The following is a 24018-nucleotide window of genomic DNA, read 5'->3' on the forward strand; positions in this document are numbered from 1 at the left end:
ACCATGTCACAAGGCTGATCCATGAAGCTTGCCGCACTGACCCTGTTGTCCCTGACCGCGTCGACGGGCGCCCTTGCCCAGGCGCGCCTGCCCTCGACTGTCGTGCCCGTCGCCTACGACATAGCGGTGTCGCCCAACGCGGCTGCGCTGACGTTCAGCGGCACCGAGACGGTGACCGTCGACGTGAAGGCGCCGACGCGCACGGTGGTGCTGAACGCCGCCGATCTGTCGATCCGGTCCGCGGCGGTCGACGGGCGCAAGGCGGCGGTGTCGTTGGACAAGGAAGGTCAGCGGCTCACCCTGACGCTGCCGTCTGCGCTGGCCGCCGGTCGCCACGCGCTGACGCTGGCATGGGACGGCAAGATCAACCAATCCGCCGCCGGCCTGTTCGCGATCGACTATTCCAACACCGACGGCAGCAAGTCGCGCATGCTGGCGACCCAGTTCGAGGCGCCGGACGCGCGCCGCTTCGCACCGATGTTCGACGAGCCGGCGTTCAAGGCGACCTTTACCCTCAGCGCTCTGGCGCCCAAGGGACAGCTCGCATTCTCCAACATGCCCGCGACCTCCGTCGCGACGGAGGGGGCCATGCAGCGGTACCGCTTCGCCACCACGCCGAAGATGTCCAGCTACCTGTTGTTCCTCGGCATGGGTGACATGGAGCGCAAGACGGTCAAGGCCGGCAATGTCGAGATCGGCGTCATCACCCGTCGCGGCGTGGTCGACCAGGGCGACTACGCGCTGGCATCCGCCAAGAAGCTGCTGGCCTATTACAACGACTATTTCGGTCAGCCTTATCCGTTGCCCAAGATGGACATGATCGCCGGGCCGGGGTCCAGCCAGTTCTTCGGCGCGATGGAGAATTGGGGTGCGATCTTCTATTTCGAGCCCGAGCTGCTGTTCGACGCGAAGCGCGCGACGGAGAGCAACCGACAGCGCATCTATACCGTCGTCGCGCATGAGATGGCGCACCAATGGTTCGGCGATCTGGTCACCATGGGCTGGTGGGACGACCTGTGGCTGAACGAGGGTTTCGCATCCTGGATGGAGGGCAAGGCGTCGGCCGACCTCAACCCCAGCTGGAAGGCGGATGCGCAGTCGCTGGTCACGGAACGAGAGGCGGCGATCGGACTGGATGCGACCGCAGCCACGCACCCGATCGTACGGCATGTCGAAACGCCCGACCAGATCAGCGAGGCCTTCGACACGATCACCTACCAGAAGGGGCAGGCGGTGATCGGCATGCTGGAGTCGACGCTGGGCGAAAACGCCTTCCGCGACGGCATCCGTCGCTACATGGCGCGGTACAAATACGGCAACACCGCGACGGATCAGCTGTGGGCGGAGCTGGCCGCTGCGTCCGGACGGCCGGTCGCGGACATCGCGCATACCTTCACGCTTCAGGGCGGCGTGCCGCTGGTGACGGTGTCGGACGTGCGGTGCGAGGGCGGCCGGACCGGCGCCACCCTGACGCAGGGCCGTTTCGGCGTCGACCAAGCATCCAAGACACCGCAAAGCTGGCAGGTTCCGCTCAGCTTCGGCGTGCCCGGCTCGCAGGCTGGCAGCACGGTGCTGGCGGGGCCGACCGCGTCGCGCGTGACGGCGGCGGGCTGCGGCGCATTCGTCGCCAATCTGGGCAAGGGCAGCTACACCCGTGTCCGGTATGAGGGCGCGGCACATGACGTGATCGTGCGCGACTATGCCAAGCTGTCGCTGAAGGATCGCATCGGCACGCTGGGCGATGAGTATGGCCTGGCCACCGGCGGCTATCAGGACCTCGATCGCTATTTCGAGATGATGGCACAGGTGGGGCCGCGGTCCGACGCGCTGGAATGGTCCGCTGTGGCGCGCGTGCTGTCGCAGTTGAAGGCCCGCTTCGCCTCCACGCCGCTTGAACAGCCGCTGCGCGCCCGCACGCTGTCGCTGTTGCAGCCGCAACTGGCGCGGATCGGCATCGCCCAGCGGGCCGGTGAGGAACCCCCCGTGACCAACCTGCGCGAGGACCTGCTGTCGCTGCTCGGCAGCAGCGGCGATCCGCAGGTGGCGGCGGAGGCGCGGCGGTACGTGGCGGCGCTGAAGACCAACCCCGACGCGATCCCGCCGGCGATCCGCCAGCCGGTCCTCCAGACCTATGCCATCAACGCCACGCCGGCGGAGTGGGACGGGCTGCTCGCCATGGTGCGGGCGGAAACCAACCCGGTGGTGAAGAACGGCTATGTCGCCATGCTAGGCGGCGCGCGGGACGAGGCGATCGCGCGGCGTGCGCTGGACCTGCTGCCCGGCGGCACGCTGACCCCGCCACAGGGCGCGATCCTGCTGCGCGCGGTGGCCAGCAACCACCCCGACCTGGCGTTTGACTGGGCGGTGGCACACCGGCAGCTGGTCGAAAGCTTCCTGGAGACGAGCACCCGCGCTGGTTTCATCACCGGTCTGGGTGCGGGGTCGGTCGACCCGGCGATGCCCGGCAAGATCCGGGCCTTCGCCAACGCCAACCTGCCCGCCGCCGCACGCGGACCGTCGGAGCGGACGATCGCGCGCATGGCGGCCGCGCGCGAAGTGGCGGCACGGTTGCAGCCGGCGGTTGCCCGCTGGACGGCGCGCTAAGCCGATCGGGGCCGCCGGTTCAGGCTGGCGGCCCCTCCCTCTCGCCCGGCGAACATAGCGGCGAGCGGATCAGGAAGCGGCGCTCCCGACCATTGTCCAGGCTGAACATGCCGCCACGCCCGTCCACCGCATCTAAAGTCAGGCGGATGTCGGCGCCCCAGGCGGCGAGTTGTCGCGCGCCGATGTAGAAGGGCTGTCCGGCGACCTCGCCCAGCATCACGTCGCCCGCGCCAATCCTGAATCCGTCGCGCGGATAGCACATCGGCGACGAGCCATCGCAGCAACCGCCCGACTGGTGGAACAACACCGGGCCATGATCCGCCACGATCGCGGCGAGCAGGTCCAGCGCGGCCGGGGTCGCCGTTACCCGGTTCACCCCGGCCGCGAACGTCACTTGGTCATGCCCCTCACCTGAGGGCGCGTCATGCCGCCATGTCCAGCACGATGCGGCCCTCGATCTGCCCCTTGTGCATGCGGGCGAACACGTCGTTGATGTCCTCCAGCCGGGCGGTGGACACCGTCGCCTTGACCTTGCCCTGCGCGGCGAAGTCGATCGACTCCTGCAGGTCCAGGCGCGTGCCGACGATCGAGCCGCGCACGGTGATGCCGTTCAGCACCAGCCCGAAGATGTTGAGCGGGAAGTCGCCCGGCGGCAGGCCGTTCAGCGCAACGGTGCCGCCGCGCGACATCATGCCGATCGCCTGTTCGAACGCGCGTTCGCTGACCGCGGTGACCAGCGCCCCCTGCGCGCCGCCGCCGGTTTCGCGCTTCACCACCGTGGCAGGGTCCTCGTTGCGGCAGTTCACCGTGACCGTCGCACCCAGCCGCCGCGCCAAGTCGAGCTTGGCATCGTCGACGTCCACCGCCGCGACGTTCAGGCCCATCGCCTTGGCATATTGCACCGCCATGTGGCCCAGGCCGCCGATGCCGGAAATCACGACCCAGTCACCCGGTTTCGTGTCCGTCATCTTCAGCCCCTTGTACACCGTCACACCGGCGCACAGGATCGGAGCGATGTCGGTGAAGGAGATGCTGTCCGGCAGGTGGCCGACATAATTGGGGTCGGCGATGACATAGTCCGCAAAGCCGCCATTGACTGAATAGCCGGTGTTCAGCTGGCTCTCGCACAGCGTCTCCCAGCCGCCCATGCAATGCACGCAGTGTCCGCAGGCGGTGTACAGCCAGGGGACGCCCACCCGGTCGCCTTCCTTGACGTGCTTCACGCCCTTGCCGACCGCGGAAACGAAGCCGACGCCCTCATGCCCTGGAATGAAGGGCGGGTTCGGCTTTATGGGCCAGTCGCCCTCGGCCGCGTGCAGGTCGGTGTGGCAGACGCCGGACGCCTGGATCGCGACCTGTATGGTGCCTTCGCTCACCTCCGGCACCGGTACCTCCTCGATGGTCAGCGGCTTGCCGAACTCGCGCACAACCGCCGCTTTCATGGTCTTGGCCATGGATCAGGTCCTTTCGTTGGGAATTGGAGGGCAGGCTGGCGCGGGGAGCGCGCCGGCCGCCTTGATGCCTGTCAAAAGAAGCCGAGCTTCTTGGGGCTGTAGCTGACCAGCAGGTTCTTGGTCTGCTGATAATGGTCCAGCATCATCTTGTGCGTTTCGCGCCCGATGCCCGACTGTTTGTAGCCGCCGAACGCCGCATGCGCGGGATAGGCGTGATAGCAGTTGGTCCACACACGCCCCGCCTGGATCGCGCGTCCCATGCGATAGGCGCGGGTGCCGTCGCGGGTCCAAACCCCCGCGCCCAGGCCGTACAGCGTGTCGTTGGCGATGGAGAGCGCCTCCGCATCGTCCTTGAAGGTGGTGACCGACACCACGGGCCCGAAGATTTCCTCCTGAAAGATGCGCATCCGGTTGTGGCCGCGCAGTACCGTCGGCTTCACATAGTAACCCTCCAGCCCGTCGATCCGGTTGCGCTCGCCCCCGGTCAGCACCTCCGCGCCCTCGCCACGACCGATGTCGAGGTAGGAGAGAATCTTCTCCATCTGCTCGGACGATGCCTGCGCGCCGACCATGGTCTGCGGGTCGAGCGGATCGCCCTGGATCATCGCCTCCACACGCTTCACCGCGCGCTCCATGAAGCGGTCGTAGATGCTTTCGTGCACCAGCGCGCGTGAGGGACAGGTGCAGACCTCGCCCTGGTTCAGCGCGAACATCGCGAACCCCTCGATCGCCTTGTCGAGGAAATCGTCATCCTCCGCGGCCACATCGGCGAAGAAGATGTTGGGGCTCTTCCCGCCCAGCTCCAGCGTCACCGGGATCAGGTTTTCCGACGCGTATTGCATGATGAGCCGGCCGGTCGACGTCTCTCCGGTAAAGGCGATCTTCGCGACGCGCGGGCTTTGCGCGAGCGGCTTGCCCGCTTCCAGGCCGAACCCGTTGACGATGTTGAGCACGCCCGGCGGCAGCAAATCGCCGATCAGCTCGGCCCAGAGCAGGATCGAGGCGGGGGTCTGTTCCGCCGGCTTCATGACCACGCAATTGCCGGCCGCAAGCGCGGGCGCGAGTTTCCAGCACGCCATCAGCAACGGGAAGTTCCAGGGGATGATCTGTCCCACCACGCCCAGCGGCTCATGGAAATGATAGGCCACAGTGTCGTGGTCGATTTCCGACAGGCTGCCCTCCTGCGCGCGGATGCAGCCGGCGAAGTAGCGGAAATGATCGATCGCCAGCGGAATGTCGGCGGCGGTCGTTTCCCGGATCGGCTTGCCATTGTCCCATGTCTCGGCGGTGGCCAGGTCGGAGAGGTGCTCCTCCATCCGGTCGGCGATGCGATGCAGCATCAGCGCACGCTCCGCTGCGCTGGTGCGGCCCCACGCGTCCCTGGCGGCATGCGCGGCGTCCAGCGCCTGTTCCACATCGACCGCCTGGCTGCGTGCGACCTCGCACAGCAATTGCCCGTCGACGGGGGAGCGGTTCTCGAAATAGCGGCCGTCCGCCGGTTCCACCCAACGCCCGCCGATATAGTTGCCGTAGCGGGTCTTGAACGGTGCCTTGCGCGCCGTGATCGGCTGGTGAACGGTCATGCTGCCTCTCCGATTGATCTTATCGATGGAGGCAGGGTCCGCCTGTCGCGCTGCTGCCGCAAGCACCGACCGGGCGAACCCGGCGCCGCGGTTGGACTTTCCGGACTGGCGGACGTAGCATGTGGCGCAGATCGCAACAGCGACGCGCGACCTGTCGCAGGATGCGACACTCGTGCAGACACGATCGAGAGGCAGGAGGTTGGTGGACAGCGCCAATATCGAGTCGGCCCGCAGCACCTTCTTCGGCGAAGGGCGCCTGCCGGTGGCCGCCGTCCGCCAGCCGGTGCTGCGATCCTGGATACGGTGCACCGAACTCGGGCTGGTGCAACGATCCCTCTCCGATCTGGGCCCGGTGCCGGACAGCGAATTGCGGGCGTTGCAGCAGAGGAACGACCTGTTGCGGCGTCTCTGCCGGCCAGAACTGGAGCTGCTCGCCGCTGAGGCGCGGGAGAGCGACAGCGTCGTGGTACTGACGGATGGCGACGGCATGATCCTGGACGCGATCGGCGACGCTGCCTTCTCCACCCACGCCGCGCGGATGGCGCTTCGCCCCGGCGTTTCGTGGAAGGAGGCGAACACCGGCACCAACGCGATCGGCACCGCGCTTGCCGAGCGAAAGCCCATCGCCGTTCATGGCGGCGAGCATTTCTTCGCCGATCATGGCCTGTTGAGTTGTGCGGCGGTGCCGATCATGGATCCGGGTGGCGTCGTGGTCGGCGCGCTGGACATGTCGGGGCCGTCCAGCGTCGGCAACGGCCATGCCCTGGGGCTGGTGCGCATGGCGGTGGACCAGATCGAACATCGCCTGTTCCAACGCGGTTTCGACGGGTGCCGGGTGCTGCGCTTCCACGACGATCCCGCAATGTTGGGCACGAGCCGCGAGGGGATACTGGTGTTCCGCGACACCCGGCTGGTGGCGGCGAACCGCAGGGGGCTGTCGCTGGTCGGGCGGCACTGGGACGCGCTGGACGAGTGCGCGATCGACGACTTGCTGGAGGAGCGGCGCAGCCACGGCGCAGACCTGTTGATGCGGTTGCGAGTGGGTACCAGCGCGGTAGGCCGCTGGGACGTCGCGGGCCGCACAGCCCATGCGCCGGTCGCGTCGGAGACGGCTCTCGGTACGCAGCCCGCCGCGGCGCTGGCCGACCGCGAGGCGGAGTTGATCGACGCGGCGGTCTTGGCATGCGACGGCAATGTCAGCCAGGCGGCGCGGCAGCTGGGCATCCATCGCAGCACGATCCACCGCCACCTGCGCCGTCGGCAGGCCAATTAGCGGCTGGCGGAAAGGGGCCTCAGCCCGTCGCGACGACCGCGTCCAGGTTCAACCAGCGTGCCATGCTTTCCAGTTCCTCCGACAAGGCAGCGCCCGTGTGCGCGGGCGCGTCGGGCTCCAGATGCGTGCGCCTGACCAGCAGCTGGCGGGCATGCCGGTCCGACTTCAGGTCGACCCGTGCGACCAGTCGCTCACCGAGCAGGAACGGCAGGACGTAATAGCCGTGCTGCCTGTGTTCGGCCGGGACGTAGATTTCGATCCGGTACCGGAACCCGAACAAGCGCTCGGTCCTGTCCCGCGCCCAGACGAGCGGGTCGAACGGGGCGAGTAGCGCCTGCGCCTCGATGCGACGTGGCCGCCGCGCGTCCCTGTGCAGCCACGCATCGCGCCACCCCGGCACCTCGACGCGCGTCAACACGCCCTCTTCCGCCAACGTAGCGATCGCAGGGGGGGCCTCAGCGGGGGACAGGCGGAAGTAATCGCGCAGATCGCGGCTGGTGGCGATCCCGTGCGCGGCGGCCGCCCGCTCGATCAGGGCGCGATGAGCATCGGCATCCGATGGCGTGGCTGCCGCGAGGATGTCGGCCGGAAGCACCCGTTCCGGCAGATCGTACACACGCTCGAAACTGCCACGCCGGGTCGCGGTGGTGATGTGACCTGCCCAGAACAGCCATTCCAGCGCGCGCTTGGTATCGCTCCACTCCCACCAACCCGACTGACCCTTGTGACTGTCGAAGTCGCTTGCCGACAGCGGGCCATCGATGCGGATGCGGTCGAGCACCGCCATCGCCTCGCTGCGGCGTTCATCCGCAAAGACGCGCATGCCGGCCCAGCCCGCCGTTCCGCGATCCGCCTGTGCCATGCGCCATCGCAACAGCGGGTGCAGCGCGAACGGCAGCAGCGACGCCTCATGCGCCCAGTACTCGAACACCGCGCGCTGACGTCGTGGTCCCCATGCGATGCGGTCCAGCTCTGCCCGATCATAGGGGCCGAGGCGTGAAAAGGCCGGCAGGTAATGCGCGCGCACCAGCACGTTGACGCTGTCGATCTGGTGCAACTGTACCTTGTCGAGCAGACGCCGAAGCTGCTGCGCGCGCACCGCGCCGTCGCGCCGGCCGCCGAAACCCTGCGCCGCCAGCGCGATCCGCCGTGCGAGCGGAAGCGCGATCCTCTCCGGTGCGCCGGTCATTCGGCCCCGCATGTGGCACGAGCGGAGCTATTATCGGCGGGGCAACGCGTGGCCAAATCCTTGTCCTGCACGAGTGTCAAACAGGCGGGCTCCGGCAGGTGTGCGCCTGCATCATTTTGCGTCAGACCGATCAAGGCCCGAACTCCATCGACCGGCCCGTGTGCCCGAAGGTCATGATGGGCCATTACCGCTGAACGGGGGATCGTCAGGCGGGGAACACACCCCGACTGATGCCGAAGCGGTGGAACAGCGTGGGCCATTGGCTCGCATCCACCGTGTCGGGCAGGCGAGTGCCGAAGCCATGGCCGCCCTTGTCGAACACGTGCAACTCGGCCGGCCGCTCCGCTGCGTGCAGGGCCGAATAGAGCGCCAGGCTGTTGGCGACGGGCACGATGTCGTCGTCGCCGGCATGCGCCAGGAACGTCGGCGGCGTTTGTGCGGTCACGCGCGCCTCTACCGAGGCCACGTGGCGCTTCGCGGGAGTGGCATGGTTGCCGAGCAGCATGTCGCGCGATCCGCCATGGGTGAAGGGTGCCTCCATCGACACCACGGGATAGATCAACCCGGCCAGATCGGGCCGAGCGGGCAGGCGATCCGCTGAATCGGAAGGCGTATAGACCTGCTCCGCGTGGCGCGTCGCCAGCGACCCGGCCAGGTGACCGCCGGCGGAAAAGCCGAGGACGGCGATCCGCGCCGCATCGACGCCGAACCTCTGCGAGTCGGCGCGGATCACCCGCATCGCGCGTTGCGCATCCTGCAACGGCACATGTTCGCGGGCGTCCCAGCCCTCGCTGGGCAGGCGATAGAGAAGGATGAAGGCGGTGATGCCACGCGCGTTCAGCCAAGCCGCCTGCTCGGTTCCTTCATTGTCATAGGCCAGGAACGAGTAGCCACCGCCCGGCAGCAGCAGAACAGCGGAGCCGTTCGCCCGCGCAGGGCGCCTGACCACCAGGACGGGGCGGTCGACGCCCATCACCCAGCGATCTGGGTGGCCGGCATTGTGCGACTGGTCCTTGATCGACCGCACGATGCGCGCGCGTCGATCACCCGGTATGGCGCCCGGCCACAGGGGTACGACCTCGTCGCGCGGCCCGATCTGTGCCGAGGCGGGCAGGGTCGCCAGCCCGGCCAGGGCGGCGACACCCCCGACGAGCGTGCGGCGGGACAGCGGATGCTGGGCGGAGTCGGTCGGATCGATAGTCACGGGCGCCACCCTATCATGGGTCGAGACAAAGCCGGAGTGCTTACGCGGCCCTTCGCTCCGCTGGCAAATCCGATGCCCGTACGTCATGTCATGGTCGTAGTGGGTGAGTCGAAGGACGAGCATGAACATCGGCGGTGCATCGACGGCCAGTGGCGTGTCTCAGCGGATGATCCGCCATTATGAGGCGATCGGGCTGATCCCGCCGCCCGTGCGACTCGACAGCGGGTATCGCGACTATGCAGACGCGGATGTTCATCGCCTGCGCTTCATCGCCAATGCGCGTGACCTCGGCTTTCCGATCGAGGAGATCGGCGCGCTGCTCGGCCTGTGGCAGGATCGGCAGCGATCGAGTGCGGAAGTGAAAGCGCTGGCCATGGCGCGCGCCGACGAACTGGGCCGCAAGGCTGCCGCTCTGGAGGCGATGAGGGGGACGCTGATGGCACTCGCCGATACCTGTCACGGCGATGATCGTCCGTCCTGTCCCATTCTCGATCGGCTCGCGCAGTGACCCGCGGCATGCGCAGGATCATGGCCGCTGCGTTAATGGCCCTCGGAATTGTTGCCACCGGTACGGAGGCGGCCGATCCACCCGCCTGGGCGCAGCCAACACCGGCGTTCCATGTCGCCGGGCCGATCTGGTACGTCGGAACGAAGGGTCTGGCGTCCTATCTCATCAAGACTCCCTCCGGTGCGGTGCTGATCGACGGCACGCTGGCGCAGAACGTGGTGGCTATCCTGGCAAACCTGAACCGGGTCGGCGTCCGGCCGCGACAGGTTCGCCAGCTGTTGTTGACCCACGCCCATTTCGATCATGCTGCCGGACTTGCGGGGCTGGAGAGGGCGACGGGAGCACCACTGGCCGTCGGCGCGCGCGACGCAGAGGCGGTGCGGACGGGCACTCCGCCGGGTGAGACGGACTACGGCGTCATCCGCTTTCCACCGGCACGCGTCGCACGTGCGATGTCGGACGGCGATGTGGTTCGGCTGGGCGGGCTGACGCTGACGGCGGTGGCGACGCCGGGCCACACGCCGGGTTGCACCAGCTGGGCGACACGCATCGTCGATCAGGGGCGGGCGCATGACGTCATATTCCTGTGCAGCCTGAGCGTCGCCGGCAACCGGCTGGTCGGCAACCGCCGCTATCCCGGGATCGTGAACGATTATCGCGAGACGTTCCGGCGGCTGGGCCGGGTCCATGCCGACATCGTTCTGCCGGCCCATCCCGAATTGGCCGATGTCCTGGAGCGGGGACGTCGCGCGGCGGCGGGTGGCCGCGATGCCTTTGTCGATCCCACACTGTTGCAGCGCATGGTCAGCGAAGCGAGGGTCGATTTCGAGAAGGAACTGGTCCGTCAGCAGAGGGCAACGCGGCGCTGATCGCTTGCCCGGCCGGGCTTCGCGGCCTAGCCGGCCTCGACCTGGATATCGGACCGAGCGACCATGCGTTTTCACCTGCCCCTGCTTCTTTCGACGCTGATCGTGTGCGCTCCCGCGCTCGCACGTCCTGCCGAGCCGGCAAAGGTTCGCGTCAGGCTGGACACCTCCGCCGGTCCGATCGTCGTTGCGGTCGATACCCGCCACGCGCCCGCCACCAGCGCCAACTTCCTTGCCTATGTCGATGACGGACGGTTCGACGGCGTCAGCTTCTATCGATCGTCGCGCAGTCGAAAGGCGCCGCAACATGGCTTCGTGCAGGGGGGTATCCGCACCGACGCGCGCCGCATCCTGCCGCCCTTTCCGCTGGAGCGGACGGACAAGACCGGCATCCTGCACCTGGATGGGACCATCTCCATGGCACGGCGCAGCGATCCGAATTCCGCGGGCGGCAACTTCTTCATCACCGTGGGCCCGATCCCGGCGATGGACGCTAAAGGCAGCTACGCCGGCTATGCCGCGTTCGGGCGTGTCGTGTCGGGCATGGACACGGTGAAGCGCATCCTGGCCATGCCGACCGGGGGCGGCATGGGCGGCCAGTTGTTGATGAAGGAGGTGCGGGTGAACAGCGCGCGGCGCCTTGATGGCACGCCGCATCCGACCGGACTGGTGAAGCCATGGCTGGTGAAATCGACCAAGGCGGAACCTCAGCGCGCAGCCAAGGCAGCCAATAATCGACGCTGAAGGATTTGGTCTGAAGAATCTGGTCGGGGAAAGAGGATTCGAACCTCCGGCCCCTGCCTCCCGAAGGCAGTGCTCTACCAGGCTGAGCTATTCCCCGACCGATCATCTGCCGCCCCTGGTGGTTCTTGGCGGCAGGCGAGCGCCAATAGCGGCACTTTCCCGATCCCACAACCCCGCGCGCGACCGTTTTCGCGACAGGGCCGCTGCTCCTTTGGCAACGGGGCGCAGGGGTGCTAACGGCGCATCACTTCGTTCCTCGTGCATTGAAAAGAAACCGTGGCCACCCCGCTCTCGCTGCTCCGCAACTTCTCCATCATCGCGCATATCGATCACGGCAAGTCGACGCTGGCCGACCGGTTGATCCAGGCGACGGGCGGCCTGTCCGATCGCGAGATGAGCGAGCAGGTGCTCGACAACATGGAGATCGAGAAGGAGCGCGGCATCACCATCAAGGCGCAGACCGTGCGCCTGTCGTACAAGGCGGACGATGGTGAGACCTATACGCTGAACCTGATGGACACGCCGGGGCATGTCGACTTCGCCTATGAGGTCAGCCGGTCGCTGGCCGCGTGCGAGGGCGCGCTGCTGGTGGTGGACGCGGCACAGGGCGTGGAAGCGCAGACGCTGGCGAACGTGTACCAGTCGATCGAGCACGACCATGAGATCGTGCCCGTCATCAACAAGATCGACCTGCCCGCCGCCGAACCCGAAAAGGTGAAGGCCGAGATCGAGGACGTGATCGGCCTGGACGCGTCGGAGGCGGTGCTGGCCAGCGCCAAGAGCGGGATCGGCATCAAGGAGACGCTGGAGGCGATCGTGCGCAAGATTCCGGCGCCGAAGGGTGATCCGGACGCGCCGCTGAAGGCGATGCTGGTGGACAGCTGGTACGATCCGTATCTGGGCGTGGTGATCCTGGTCCGTGTCATGGACGGCGTGCTGAAAAAGGGTCAGCAGGTCACGTTCATGCAGGCGGGCACGCAGCATCTGGTCGACCGCGTCGGGTGTTTCCGGCCGAAGATCGAGCAGCTGACCGACCTGGGTCCAGGCGAGATCGGCTTCATCACCGCGCAGATCAAGGACGTGGCGCAGGCGCGCGTCGGCGACACGCTGACTGATGTGCGTCGTCCGGCGAAGGAGGCGCTGCCGGGGTTCAAGGAAGTGCAGCCCGTGGTGTTCTGCGGCCTGTTCCCGGTCGACGCGAACGATTTCGAGAAGCTGCGCGAGAGTATCTCGAAGCTGCGGTTGAACGATGCCTCGTTCAGCTTCGAGATGGAAACGTCGGCGGCGCTGGGCTTCGGCTTTCGTTGCGGGTTCCTCGGGCTGCTGCACCTGGAGATCATCCAGGAGCGACTGACCCGCGAATATGATCTGGACCTGATCACGACCGCGCCGAGCGTCGTGTACGAGATCGAGATGACGCACGGCGGCGGCCATATCGAGCTGCACAATCCTGCGGACATGCCCGATCCGAACAAGATCGAGACGATTTCGGAACCTTGGATCGAAGCGACGATCTACGTTCCCGACGAGTATCTGGGTTCGATCCTGAAACTGTGCCAGGACCGTCGTGGCATCCAGAAGAACCTGACCTATGTCGGCGGTCGCGCTCAGGCGACCTATGAGTTGCCGCTGAACGAGGTCGTGTTCGACTTCTACGACCGGCTGAAGTCGCTGTCGAAGGGTTATGCCAGCTTCGATTATCAGCAGATCGGCTATCGCGAGGGCGATCTGGTCAAGATGAGCATCCTGGTCAATGACGAGCCAGTCGATGCGCTGAGCATGATCGTGCATCGCGGTACTGCCGAGACGCGCGGGCGCGGCATGTGCGAGCGGCTGAAGGAACTGATCCCACGCCACCTGTTCAAGATTCCCATCCAGGCGGCGATCGGCGGCAAGGTGATCGCGCGTGAGACGATCAGCGCGATGCGCAAGGACGTGACCGCGAAATGCTATGGCGGCGACGCAACCCGTAAGCGCAAGCTGCTGGAAAAGCAGAAAAAGGGTAAGGCGAAGATGCGCGAGTATGGGAGCGTCAGCATTCCGCAAGAGGCGTTCATTGCCGCGCTGCGCATGGGTGACGAGGGATAAGGGCAGGGCGGAGGCTTCTCAAACACCTCCGCCCAACTCCCAATTTGCGGATAGGATGAATGCGGGGCTTAGCCCCAGAAGTGCGTCCGATACGCGTCGAAACACCGCTCGCCGCACTTGAGGCGGATCAGGGCGCCCTCCGCCATCGCCGTGGCGCGGCGGGGATCCTCCTCCACCGCCGGACGGATTGCCTCCGCGTTCCAATCTTCAGAGTGCTTGATGTCGAGCACGGCATGAAGGTCGAAATAGCGACGCTCCTTGTTGGAGAAGCCCAGCCGCTTCAGCCCCATCGCGGTCATGCGCGACCGATCCGGCGCGGTCAGTTCGATCACGCCGAGGGCGCCCACCGACTGCCATGCGTAGCGGCGGTTCGTCGCCATCGCCGTCATGGCGTTGGCCAAGGCCAAACTTTCCCACACGGTGTTCTCGATGACGGGGTCGACCTGCAGTGTCTCGGTCAGCGCATCGAGCAGCAAACCATGCATGCCGGCCAGCTGACCCCGACCCATCTCGTCCCAATAGTTGCGCGCCAGCTCCAGCTTCGGCCGGTTCGGCAGCTTGACCTGGGTCATCGCGACCAGATCGTCGAACCCTGCTTCACCGGCGGCCTCCTGTTCAAAGAACCACTTTAGTTCCTCCAGACTCGACTCCTCGGCGATCCATGGGAACAAAGGGTCGCCCTGTCCTGGGCCGGTCTGCTTCAACCCTTCGAACCATGCGATGAAGCCATCTACGTCGGTCGGCGCGGCTGCGGCCTCCGCCGACACCTCCGCGCGCAGTTCCTCCAAAAACCCGCCTTCCAGCCGCTGCATGCGAACATCACGATCCAGCGTGCGTTGCCAATCGCCTGCCGGGAAGCCCGGCGCCATGCGCTCGCGGTTCCAGTGGGCAAGACCGCGCTGGAAGCTGTCGGTCAGGAATTGCGACGTACGCACGGACGCGTCGCGAAAAACGGTAGCCATTGAGGATCCTCTCACAGAACCGCGCCAACAATCGCGGCCGTTGCCCGGTTCCCTCGGTTCAAACGATTACGGCGGCTTGATAAATCCAGGTTAACCGCGTTTGGGGATGCGTTCAGATGACGCCTCCGTCATTATGCGGATACGATGCCGCCATTCGGGGCGTGGCAGGAGCAGGGCATGGCGGAACAACCGATCTTCTACGATGCCAGCGGACGACGCAGACGGCGGTTCGCCGTTGCGGTGGCCGCCTTTGTTGCCCTGCTGCTGTTGGCGGTGGCCGTATTCGCGGTGTCGATCGGTGCCGTGCCCGCGGCTCCGCTGCTGCCCGTCGACCCGGAACATCCCGCGCTTCATGCGTTGCCCGCACCGCAGGGCGCGCTCAATCGGACGCGGCGTGACGTCAACTATTATGCCCGGCATCTGTTCGGCACGAAGTCGAAGCGTCCTGCGGGGGCCGATCCGGCGCTGGCGATTGGTTTCTATGCGCCGTGGGACGAAAGCAGCGCGGCGAGCCTAGGTCGTCATGTCGAGGGGCTGGACTGGGTCATTCCCGGCTGGATTTCCGTGACCGGCAAGGATCATCATGTCACCGTCTTCCGCGACACGGCGGGGCGGTCGATCCTCAACCATGCGCGTCACCAGCCAAAGGTGTTGCCGATGGTGCAGAACGCATTGAGCGGGCAGTGGGATGGCGCAGGCGCGGCTACCCTGTTCGCCGATGTCGCGGGTCGGCGTGCTTTCCTGGGTCGGCTGGGCGACTATCTGGCCGCGAACCATGCGGCCGGTGTCTTCTTCGACTTCGAGAACTTGCCCGCGAACGCGCTGCCCAACTACCGTGCCTTTCTCGCTGATGCGGCGCGCCTGCTCCATCCGCGCAACATGATCGTGACGATCGCGGCGCCGGTCGCGAATCAGGATTGGGACCTGCCTGCGTTCGGCCGCGTGGCCGACAAGGTCTTCCTGATGGCTTATGACGAGCACGAGACGTCCGGCGATGCCGGGCCGATCGCGTCGCAGCGCTGGTTCGCGCGCGTGGTCGCGGACGCGTCGCGAGGCATCGATCCGGCCAAGCTGGTGGTGGCGATCGGCTCCTACGCCTATGACTGGCACAATGGCGGCGGCGACGCGCTGGACGTGGAGGAAGCGTGGCAGGCGGCGCGGGATTCGGCCGCGGTGCCGACCTGGGATAAGGCGAGCGGCAATTCCAGCTTCGCCTATCAGGAGGGCGACACCCGCCACGTCATATGGCTGCTCGACGCGGCGTCCGCCTACAACCAGATCGCGTTCCTGCGGAAGGCGGGCGTGAACAGCGTCGCGTTGTGGCGTCTGGGATCGGAGGACCCCGGTCTGTGGAGCCTGTTCGGTCGCGGGGTGCGCAAGCTGCCCGATGCATCGGTCATGAACGTCATCCCGGCCGGCACCAACGTCGACATCGAGGGCGCGGGCGAAATCCTGAAGATTGGCAGCCAGCCGGTGCAGGGCCAGCGTCAGGCGGTCGTCGGGCCGCTGGGAATCGAGGATGTGCGGTTCGACCGGCTGCCGTCGCCCTATGTCGTGCAGCGGACCGGGTACCGGCGGCGCGATCTGGCTCTGACGTTCGACGACGGCCCCGATCCAACCTGGACCCCGCGCATCCTGGACATTCTGAAGCGCGAGCACGTGCCCGGCACCTTCTTCATCGTGGGCGAGAACGCGCTGACCAACCGCAGCTTGCTCACCCGCCTGGTCGACGAAGGGCATGAGGTCGGTAGCCACACCTATACCCACCCGAACCTGGCGACCGTGTCGGAGCGTCAGGTCCGGTTCGAGCTGAACACCACTCAGCGGTTGTTCCAGGCCTATACCGGACGTTCGCTGCGGCTGTTCCGCGCGCCTTATTTCGGGGACGCCGAGCCGACCACCGCGGACGAGATCGTGCCCGCGCTGGAGGCGCAGGAGCGCGGCTACATCTCGGTCGGGCTCCATATCGATCCCGACGACTGGAAGCGCCCCGGCGTTCAGCAGATCATCGACCGGACGATCGAGCGCGTCACCTCCGCGCCGGCCGATTGCCGCGAGACGACGGAGGCGAATTGCAGCCGCAACATCATCCTGCTCCACGACGCCGGCGGCAATCGCGCACAGACTGTGGCGGCGCTGCCGGTCATCATCGAACGGCTGCGAGCGATGGGATATCGCTTCGTGCCCGTTTCGACGCTGGCCGGACTCAGCCGGGATCAGGCGATGCCGGTGATATCGTCCAGCGATCGTCTGGCGGCGGAGGCGGACCTTGGGCTGTTCTGGGTCCTTGGTGCGATCGTCATTACGCTGAAGTGGCTGTTCATCGTCGCGATCAGTGTCGGCATCCTGCGCGCGCTCGCGCTGTCCGCGCTTGCGCTGGTGCAGGCCCGGCGGGAGAGTCGCACCGTGTTCCCGGCGATCGATCCGGGCCGGTTCGTGACGGTGATGATCCCCGCGTTTAACGAGGAGCGGGTGATTGAGCGCGCCGTCCGCGGCGTGCTGGCATCGACCGACGTGGCACTGGAAGTGATCGTGATCGACGACGGATCGCACGATCGGACGAGCGCCGTGGTGGCCGAGGCGTTCGCCGGCGATCCCCGCGTGCGGCTGCTGACGCTGGAGAATGGTGGGAAGGCGCGGGCGCTTAACCGCGGGCTGGAGCTTGCCCGCGGAGAGATCGTCATCGCGCTGGATGCGGACACGCAGTTCGAGGCGACAACGGTGGCGCGGCTGGCACGCTGGTTCGCCGATCCGTCGCTCGGCGCGGTCGCGGGCAATGCAAAGGTCGGCAACCGCGTTAACCTGGTCACGAAGTGGCAGGCGCTGGAATACATCACCGCGCAAAATTTGGAGCGGCGCGCCCTTGCCCGCCTGAACGCCATCACCGTGGTGCCCGGCGCGGTAGGCGCTTGGCGCCTGTCGGCGATCCGCGCCGTCGGCGGCTATCCCGATGACACGCTGGCGGAGGATCAGGACCTGACCATCGCGATCCAGCGTGCGGGCTGGCACGTCACCTACGACCAATATGCGATCGCATGGACGGAGGCGCCGGAAACATTCCGGGCGCTGGCCAAGCAGCGGTTCCGCTGGGCGTTCGGCACGTTGCAGTGCCTGTGGAAGCACCGCCGTGCGATCGGCGGCAGCCACCCGCGCGGGCTGGGCTGGATCGGATTGCCGCAGGCGATCGTGTTCCAGGTGGCGCTTGCCGCCATATCCCCGATCATCGATCTGGCGCTGCTGGTCAGCTTCGCCGTCACCTATATCGCGGTGCAGGCGCATGGCTGGGCCCAGACCAGCGGCGACATATACACCATGCTGACTTTCTGGATCGTGTTCACCGCGATCGACCTTCTGGCAGCGACGGTTGCCTTTGCGCTGGAGCGGCGGGAGCGGTGGCGGCTGTTGTGGCTGCTTGTGCCGCAGCGGATCGGGTACCGCCAGCTGATGTACTATGTGGTGCTGAAGGCGTTGGCGCAGGCGGCGCGGGGGCCGAAGGTCGGATGGGGCAAGCTTCAGCGGACCGGGCGTGTGGAGGCGCCGGCCGGGTAAGGCTGGCCTGCGCCGCGTCGCGCTATATAAGGCGGAATATGATCCTTTCTCTCTTCCGCCGGTTCGCCTTGGCGCTGTTGATGCTGGCGGTCGCGCCCGCGGTGCTCGCGGAACCTGCGGCACGATCGGCGCCGCTGGTACTCGCCGCCGCCAGCATGCAGGAGGCGATGAGTGCCGCCGCCGACGAGTGGGCGCGCCGGGGCCATGTGCGCCCGGTCATCGCCTTCGCGGCGTCATCCGCCCTGGCGCGGCAGGCGCAGGCGGGCGGCAGGGCCGATCTGTTCGTGTCGGCGGACGAGCAATGGATGGACGTGCTGGCGCGCGGCGGACTGATCGTACCCGGCACGCGCGCCGACCTGGTGCGCAACCGATTGGTGGTCGTGGCGCCCGTCGGCCGTGGAGAACGGATCACGGTTCGGCGGATCGCGACCATCCTGTCGGCCGGGCCGCTGGCCATGGCCGATCCGCGCGCGGTTCCGGCAGGTCGCTATGGCGAGGCTGCGCTGACCCGGCTTGGCGTGTGGCAGTCGGTTGCACCGCATGTGGTGCGTGCGGCCGACGTCCGCGCGGCGCTGGCGTTGGTCGAGCGCGGTGCGGCGCCTTACGGCATCGTCTACGCCACCGACGCACGCGCATCGCGGAAGGTGAGGGTGGTCGGCGTGTTCCCGGCCGACAGCCACCCGCCGATCCTGTATCCGGTGGCGAGGTTGAGGAATGGCGTGAGCCCGGACGCCGAGGGCTTTCGCCGGTTCCTGCTGTCCCCGGCTGGTCGGGCCATCTTCGCGCGGTTCGGCTTCGCGGCGGCGTGATCCTGTCCGACGCGGAATGGGAGGTCGTCCGACTGTCGTTACTGGTCGGCGGTACGGCCTGCATGGCGGCCCTGCCGGTCGCGTTCGGCCTCGCCTGGCTGCTAGCGCGGGCGCGCTTTCCCGGACGGCTGGTGCTGGACGCGCTGGTGCACCTGCCGCTCGTTGTGCCGCCGGTCGTGACCGGTTGGCTGCTGCTGCTCGCATTCGCGCCGGGTGGCCCGATCGGCCGCTGGTTGCTCGACTGGTTCGGGGTGACGGTGTTGTTCCGTTGGACCGGCGCCGCGATCGCGGCCGCCGTCATGGCGCTGCCGCTGATGGTCCGCGCGATGCGACTGTCGATCGAGGCGGTCGATAGGCGGCTGGAATCCGCGGCCAGGACGCTGGGTGCCGACCCATGGCGCGTGTTCCGTACCGTGACCCTGCCGCTCAGCCTGCCCGGGATCATGGCCGGCCTGGTGCTGGGCTTCGCGCGGTCGATCGGGGAGTTCGGCGCGACCATCACCTTCGTCTCCAGCGTGCCGGGTGAGACGGAGACGTTGCCGCTCGCCATCTACGCCGCGCTGCAAACCCCCGGTGGCGAAAACAGCGTGTGGCGGCTGGCGGCGGTGTCGGTGAGCCTCAGCCTGGTGGCGCTGATCGCGTCGGAGTGGCTGGGCCGGCGATGGGGGCGGCGGCTGCATGTCCTTTGACGTCGATGTACGGTGCCAGGTCGGAGAGGCGGCGATCGCACTCCGGTTCGCGACCGGGGCTGGCGTAACCGTGCTGGTCGGCCCTTCCGGCGTCGGCAAATCCAGCGTGCTGAACATGGTCGCGGGGCTTCTCACCCCGGACGATGGTCATGTCAGGGTCGGGGAGCGGACGCTGTTCCACGCCGCAACGGGCGTGAACCTGCCGCCCCAGCGACGCCATGTCGGCTACGTCTTTCAGGAGCCGCGCCTGTTTCCGCACAAGCGGGTGCGCGCGAACCTGCTCTACGGCGCGCCGGATGCGGCCCCGCTGACCGCGACCGCGGCGATGCTCGACATCGGTCATCTGCTGGAGCGCTGGCCGGCCAGCCTGTCGGGCGGGGAGGCGCGGCGGGTAGCGATCGGCAGGGCGTTGTTGTCCGACCCCGCCTTTCTGTTGCTGGACGAACCGATGTCGTCGTTGGACCCGACCCGGCGCGAGGAGGTTCTGCGGGACATTGAGCGCATACGCGACGAATCGCGCCTACCTATCCTGATGGTCACGCATGATGCGCAGGAGGCGGAGCGGCTGGCGACGAGCATCGTCCGGATGTGAGCCGTGACCCCGCTGCCGGACTAGATGGCGGGGTTTGGCTCGGTCAGCGACGTCATGTCGTCGCCGCAGCCCGCTCGGCCAGGTGAGCGAGCCACAGCGTGGCAGGCAAGCCCTGCTGGATCTGCTTGCCGTCGGCACGCCCGTCCGCGATGGCATGGCGCGTCGGCGTGGCGTTTGGTCGCGCGAGGATCATGGCCAGCGCGTCGCGCGCATCCTCCTCGCGGATTGCAAACGCGTTGGCCGCGAAAGTCGCGAAGCCGCTCCCGATCATCTCATCCGCCAGCCGGTCGTCGGTGAGGCTTTCGCCGATCAATTGGGCATAGGCGCCATAGATATAGCCATGCGAGTAGCGATCGGCCCAGATCGCCTGGGCCGGTTGACGCAGATGTTCCATCGCGAACAGGGCCTGCGATGCCAGATGCGCTCTGGTCCGCTTGGCTTCCTCCTGAAGGGACGCGATCAGCCGCTGGCGCTCACGCCGTTTCCTGACGAACTTGAACATGGCCTAAGGGGTGCCAGACCCCAAGGCGGGCGACAAGTGGTGCGATCGGATGTCACCAAAACGCGAAAGGGCGGCCCGTCACCGGACCGCCCCCACATCGTTCGTATGCCGCGCCGCGTGAGCTGTGCGGACGCGTTCGATCAGCGCTTCGAGAACTGGAAGCTGCGGCGTGCCTTCGCGCGGCCGTACTTCTTACGCTCAACGGCGCGGCTGTCGCGGGTCAGGAACCCGGCGGCCTTGACCGGCGCGCGCAGGATCGGCTCGTACTTGGTAATCGCCTGGCTGATGCCATGCTTAACCGCGCCAGCCTGACCCGACAGACCGCCACCCTTGACGGTGACGACCACGTCATACTGGCCCTCGCGCTCGGTCACGCCGAACACCTGGTTGATGACGAGGCGCAGCGACGGACGTGCGAAATACACTTCCTGGTCGCGGCCGTTGATGGTGATCTTGCCCGAACCCGGCTTCAGCCAGACGCGAGCGACTGCGTCCTTGCGGCGACCGGTGGCATAGGCGCGGCCCTGCTTGTCGAGTTCCTGCTCGCGCAACGGCGCACGCTGCACGGGCGCGTCGATGCTGCCCGCCATGTAGGCGTCGGCCGACGCGTCAGACTGCGCCACCGCGGCTTCACGCTGCTGACCCAGCGCGGCACCTAGATCGGAAAGGGACTGGCGATTGTCGGACATTATGCGCCCACCTTGTTCTTGCGGCTCATGCCGGCGATGTCGAGGACCTCGGGGCTCTGCGCCTCATGAGGATGCTCCGCGCCCTTGAAGATGCGCAGGTTGCGCATCTGCTGGCGACCGAGCGGACCGCGCGGGATCATGCGCTCGACAGCCTTTTCCAGAACGCGCTCGGGGAAACGACCCTCCAGCACCTTGGCGGCGGTGACGCCCTTGATGCCGCCGGCATAGCCGGTGTGCTTGTAATAGATCTTCTTCGCCGCCTTGTTGGAGGTGAAGCGGATCTTGTCCGCGTTGATGACGACGACGTTGTCGCCGCAATCGACGTGCGGGGTGAAGCTCGTCTTGTGCTTGCCGCGCAGGACGTTGGCGATGACCACGGCCGCACGGCCGACCACCAGATCGGTGGCGTCAACGATATGCCACTTCTTCTCCACCTCGTGCGGCTTGGCCGCCTTGGTGGTCTTCATGAGCGCCTTCATGGGCGAGAGACCTTTCGGTTTGAAACGCAACGCGCCGCCCGATCGCGGCGGCGTGAACGGGGCGGCAATGGCCAAGCAGCGGTGGAAAGTCAAGCAAAGTGCTACTTTCCTGACGGGTAACGAAATACCCGAAGCTGGGGCTGAGGCGTTGGGCTCAGGCGCGTCTACGACCGACAGCATGGGCTGCCGTGACGGCGGCGATCAGCAGCAGCGCCGCGTTCGCCTGATGCGCCACCGCGATCTCGATCCTAACACCCGTCAGCAGCGTAGCGATCCCCAACACGATCTGCACCAGCACAAGGGCCTTCACGACATAGCCCGCGTTCGACCCGGCCCGGCGCGCACAGAGCGCCAGCACCACCAGGCCACCCGCCGCGACAAAGGCGAACCAGCGGTGGATGAACTGCACCACCACGGGATTGTCGATCCCGTTGCGCCAGCCAGGCGACAGCATGGGCACGCCGGAGGGGAACAGTGCGTCACCCATCAGCGGCCAGCTGGAAAAGGCATAGCCCGCGTCCAGGCCGGCGGTGAACGCACCCCAGAGGATCTGTACCGCCAGCAGCCCGAGCGCGACGATCGCAACCGGACGCAGGAGCGCCGGGCGCGCATAGCCGTCACGGCACAGGGCGAGGAGGTCGAGCGCAGTCCAGGTGATCCCGGCAAGCGTGACCAGCGCGGTCATCAGATGCGCGGCCAGGCGCAGGTGACTGACATCGGTACGAACCGCCAACCCCGACTTCACCATCCACCATCCGACGGCACCCTGCAACGCGCCGAGCGCCAGCAGGGCGATCAGCCGGGGCAGGTACCCGCGAGGAATTTGGCCCCTGACCCAGAACCAGAGCAGGGGCAGCGCAAAGACCAGCCCGATCGTGCGGGCCAGGGCGCGGTGGACATATTCCCAGAAGAAGATCGCCTTGAAGCCCGACAGGGTCATGGCCGAATTGATCTCCCGGAATTCAGGAATACGCCGATAGTTTGCGAACTCCGCCTGCCATTGTGCGTCGTTCAGCGGGGGGACGATGCCGGTGATCGGCTTCCATTCGGTGATCGACAGGCCGCTGTTGGTCAGGCGGGTGATGCCACCCACGACGACGATCCCGACGATCATCGCCACCACGACAATCAGCCACGTGGCCAGCGCGGCAGGCCGCGCGCGCGAAAGGGAGGCTGAACCGAAGCGGGGCATGTCCGGCCCCTAGCCATACGCGGGATCGCCGTCGAGTGCGGCGGCGACCTTCCTGTCGGCGCAAGTCTTGTTATGTTGTATCCTTCCCTAAGTCGGACTACATGACGGTTCAGGATGACGATCGCGACTCGCCACAGGTGGATACCGGACCTCGATCGTTTCGCGATCGGACTGTCGGGTCTGTGCGTCGTGCATTGCGTCGCGACATCGGTGCTGCTGGCCTTGATGTCGGCCGCGGGTGGCATTCTGCTCGATCCAATGTTCCATGAGGTCGGGCTGGTTCTCGCCATCGCGATCGGTGCGATCGCGTTGGGGCGCGGCGTTCTGCATCACGGATATATCATGCCCGTCGCCATGGGTGCCTTTGGCCTGGGCATGATGGCCGGCGCGCTGGGCTTGCCGCATGACTCCTCCGGGGCCGAGACGCTGTGGACCGTGGTCGGCGTCGGTCTGCTCGCCTTCGGCCATGACCTCAACCGCCGGGCGACCTGCTGAGAGGGCCGGCGCGGCGAGGTTCTTGTCGCGGGGGGCAGGAAGGCATAGATCATGACCATGGCTGTTCCTTCGCACCAGCACCACGAACTTCTAGGCGACGATTTGGCATCCGCTGCACGGACGCGCTTGGAAAAGGCGGGCGAGCAATGGACCACGATGCGGGCGAGCGTCTTCGAGGCGCTGGCGGGTTTCGACAAGCCGGCGTCGGCCTATGACATCGCGGAGGCCGTCTCTGGACGCGAAGGGCGCCGCGTGGCGGCGAACAGTGTGTATCGCATCCTCGACCTGTTCGTCGGCGCGAACCTGGCGCGACGGGTGGAAAGCGCCAACGCCTATGTCGCCAATGCGCATCCGGGTTGCCTGCACGACTGCATCTTCCTGGTCTGCGACACGTGCGGACAGACGACTCACCTGGATGACGATCGCATCACGCGCGGCGTTCGTACCGCTGCCGAAGCGACTGGCTTTTCTCCGGAAAGGCCGGTGATCGAGGTTCGCGGCAAGTGCGCCGACTGCGGGTGACACCGCATCCGGTGTGAGCTAGACG

At 66.9% G+C, this 24018-nt stretch carries 22 protein-coding genes and 1 tRNA gene; 12 read left to right on the forward strand and 11 right to left on the reverse strand.

Features of this window, described 5'->3' with window-relative positions:
• Positions 1–21: 21 nt before the first annotated feature.
• The gene (locus BMX37_RS02275) at positions 22–2604 is read left to right on the forward strand and encodes a M1 family metallopeptidase (RefSeq protein WP_093663834.1); all 2583 of its coding nucleotides are present in this window, start codon (positions 22–24) and stop codon (positions 2602–2604) included.
• Positions 2605–2623: 19 nt separating this feature from the next.
• Here BMX37_RS02275 and BMX37_RS02280 read toward each other — a convergent pair whose 3' ends face one another.
• The 3 genes from BMX37_RS02280 to adh all read right to left on the reverse strand — a co-directional run bounded on the left by BMX37_RS02280 (position 2624) and on the right by adh (position 5641).
• Positions 2624–2998 carry a DUF779 domain-containing protein gene (locus tag BMX37_RS02280; RefSeq protein ID WP_212611375.1) on the reverse strand — a complete coding sequence of 125 codons (375 nt, stop codon included), beginning with the start codon at positions 2996–2998 and terminating at the stop codon, positions 2624–2626.
• Between the two features lie 28 nt (positions 2999–3026).
• A complete protein-coding gene (gene adhP, locus BMX37_RS02285) occupies positions 3027–4058 on the reverse strand; it encodes an alcohol dehydrogenase AdhP (RefSeq protein WP_093663835.1) in 1032 nt (343 codons plus the stop codon).
• Between the two features lie 71 nt (positions 4059–4129).
• On the reverse strand, positions 4130–5641 hold the full coding sequence (gene adh / locus BMX37_RS02290; protein WP_093663836.1) for an aldehyde dehydrogenase: 1512 nt from the start codon (positions 5639–5641) through the stop codon (positions 4130–4132).
• Between the two features lie 121 nt (positions 5642–5762).
• Here adh and BMX37_RS02295 point away from each other — a divergent pair, with 121 nt between their 5' ends.
• Entirely contained in the window at positions 5763–6914 is a 1152-nt protein-coding gene (locus BMX37_RS02295) for a GAF domain-containing protein (protein ID WP_244501344.1), read from the forward strand.
• Positions 6915–6933: 19 nt separating this feature from the next.
• On the opposite strand, the gene BMX37_RS02300 is transcribed toward BMX37_RS02295, so the two are convergent.
• Together BMX37_RS02300 and BMX37_RS02305 are read right to left on the reverse strand one after the other, a co-directional pair.
• Positions 6934–8103: a winged helix-turn-helix domain-containing protein gene (locus BMX37_RS02300; protein WP_093663838.1), complete on the reverse strand. Its 1170-nt coding sequence runs from the start codon at positions 8101–8103 to the stop codon at positions 6934–6936.
• A gap of 205 nt (positions 8104–8308) precedes the next feature.
• A complete protein-coding gene (locus tag BMX37_RS02305; protein ID WP_425288422.1) occupies positions 8309–9307 on the reverse strand; it encodes an alpha/beta hydrolase in 999 nt (332 codons plus the stop codon).
• Positions 9308–9428: 121 nt separating this feature from the next.
• Between BMX37_RS02305 and cueR the strand changes: the two genes are divergently transcribed.
• The 3 genes from cueR to BMX37_RS02320 all read left to right on the forward strand — a co-directional run bounded on the left by cueR (position 9429) and on the right by BMX37_RS02320 (position 11425).
• A complete protein-coding gene (gene cueR, locus BMX37_RS02310) occupies positions 9429–9815 on the forward strand; it encodes a Cu(I)-responsive transcriptional regulator (protein ID WP_093663839.1) in 387 nt (128 codons plus the stop codon).
• A gap of 35 nt (positions 9816–9850) precedes the next feature.
• Positions 9851–10684, forward strand: a complete 834-nt coding sequence (gene bla / locus BMX37_RS02315; protein ID WP_244501345.1) for a subclass B3 metallo-beta-lactamase — start codon at positions 9851–9853, stop codon at positions 10682–10684.
• A 63-nt stretch (positions 10685–10747) separates the two neighbouring features.
• Positions 10748–11425, forward strand: a complete 678-nt coding sequence (locus tag BMX37_RS02320; protein ID WP_093663840.1) for a peptidylprolyl isomerase — start codon at positions 10748–10750, stop codon at positions 11423–11425.
• A gap of 20 nt (positions 11426–11445) precedes the next feature.
• On the opposite strand, the gene BMX37_RS02325 is transcribed toward BMX37_RS02320, so the two are convergent.
• Positions 11446–11522 (reverse strand) — tRNA-Pro (locus BMX37_RS02325).
• 179 nt (positions 11523–11701) lie between these two features.
• Here BMX37_RS02325 and lepA point away from each other — a divergent pair.
• A complete protein-coding gene (gene lepA / locus BMX37_RS02330) occupies positions 11702–13513 on the forward strand; it encodes a translation elongation factor 4 (protein ID WP_093663841.1) in 1812 nt (603 codons plus the stop codon).
• 68 nt (positions 13514–13581) lie between these two features.
• Here the strand turns inward: lepA and BMX37_RS02335 are convergent, their stop codons facing one another.
• Positions 13582–14475 (reverse strand): iron-containing redox enzyme family protein, encoded by an 894-nt coding sequence (locus tag BMX37_RS02335; RefSeq protein ID WP_093663842.1) that lies wholly within the window; start codon positions 14473–14475, stop codon positions 13582–13584.
• Positions 14476–14652: 177 nt separating this feature from the next.
• Here BMX37_RS02335 and BMX37_RS02340 point away from each other — a divergent pair, with 177 nt between their 5' ends.
• From BMX37_RS02340 to BMX37_RS02355, 4 genes are read left to right on the forward strand one after another with little or no spacing between them, the layout of a single operon-like run.
• The gene (locus BMX37_RS02340; RefSeq protein ID WP_093664243.1) at positions 14653–18024 is read left to right on the forward strand and encodes a polysaccharide deacetylase family protein; all 3372 of its coding nucleotides are present in this window, start codon (positions 14653–14655) and stop codon (positions 18022–18024) included.
• Between the two features lie 38 nt (positions 18025–18062).
• On the forward strand, positions 18063–18833 hold the full coding sequence (gene modA, locus BMX37_RS02345; protein WP_093663843.1) for a molybdate ABC transporter substrate-binding protein: 771 nt from the start codon (positions 18063–18065) through the stop codon (positions 18831–18833).
• Positions 18833–19522: a molybdate ABC transporter permease subunit gene (gene modB, locus BMX37_RS02350; protein WP_093664244.1), complete on the forward strand. Its 690-nt coding sequence runs from the start codon at positions 18833–18835 to the stop codon at positions 19520–19522. Before modA ends, modB begins: the two co-directional genes overlap by 1 nt.
• Positions 19512–20114 (forward strand): ATP-binding cassette domain-containing protein, encoded by a 603-nt coding sequence (locus BMX37_RS02355; RefSeq protein WP_093663844.1) that lies wholly within the window; start codon positions 19512–19514, stop codon positions 20112–20114. Before modB ends, BMX37_RS02355 begins: the two co-directional genes overlap by 11 nt.
• Positions 20115–20166: 52 nt before the next feature.
• Here BMX37_RS02355 and BMX37_RS02360 read toward each other — a convergent pair whose 3' ends face one another.
• From BMX37_RS02360 to BMX37_RS02375, 4 genes are all read right to left on the reverse strand, one after another.
• The gene (locus tag BMX37_RS02360; RefSeq protein WP_093663845.1) at positions 20167–20616 is read right to left on the reverse strand and encodes a hypothetical protein; all 450 of its coding nucleotides are present in this window, start codon (positions 20614–20616) and stop codon (positions 20167–20169) included.
• A 140-nt stretch (positions 20617–20756) separates the two neighbouring features.
• A complete protein-coding gene (gene rpsI, locus BMX37_RS02365; protein ID WP_093663846.1) occupies positions 20757–21305 on the reverse strand; it encodes a 30S ribosomal protein S9 in 549 nt (182 codons plus the stop codon).
• Complete coding sequence (gene rplM, locus BMX37_RS02370) at positions 21305–21784, reverse strand: 50S ribosomal protein L13 (protein WP_093663847.1); 480 nt, start codon at positions 21782–21784, stop codon at positions 21305–21307. Before rplM ends, rpsI begins: the two co-directional genes overlap by 1 nt.
• Positions 21785–21938: 154 nt before the next feature.
• Entirely contained in the window at positions 21939–22976 is a 1038-nt protein-coding gene (locus tag BMX37_RS02375) for a COX15/CtaA family protein (RefSeq protein ID WP_170841801.1), read from the reverse strand.
• Between the two features lie 114 nt (positions 22977–23090).
• Here BMX37_RS02375 and BMX37_RS02380 point away from each other — a divergent pair, with 114 nt between their 5' ends.
• Positions 23091–23471, forward strand: a complete 381-nt coding sequence (locus BMX37_RS02380; RefSeq protein WP_093663848.1) for a MerC domain-containing protein — start codon at positions 23091–23093, stop codon at positions 23469–23471.
• Positions 23472–23522: 51 nt separating this feature from the next.
• Entirely contained in the window at positions 23523–23993 is a 471-nt protein-coding gene (locus BMX37_RS02385; RefSeq protein ID WP_425288423.1) for a Fur family transcriptional regulator, read from the forward strand.
• Positions 23994–24018: the final 25 nt, after the last annotated feature.

Origin of the sequence: Sphingomonas gellani, from assembly GCF_900110035.1 — a bacterium.
In the GTDB taxonomy this organism is placed as follows: domain Bacteria; phylum Pseudomonadota; class Alphaproteobacteria; order Sphingomonadales; family Sphingomonadaceae; genus Sphingomonas; species Sphingomonas gellani.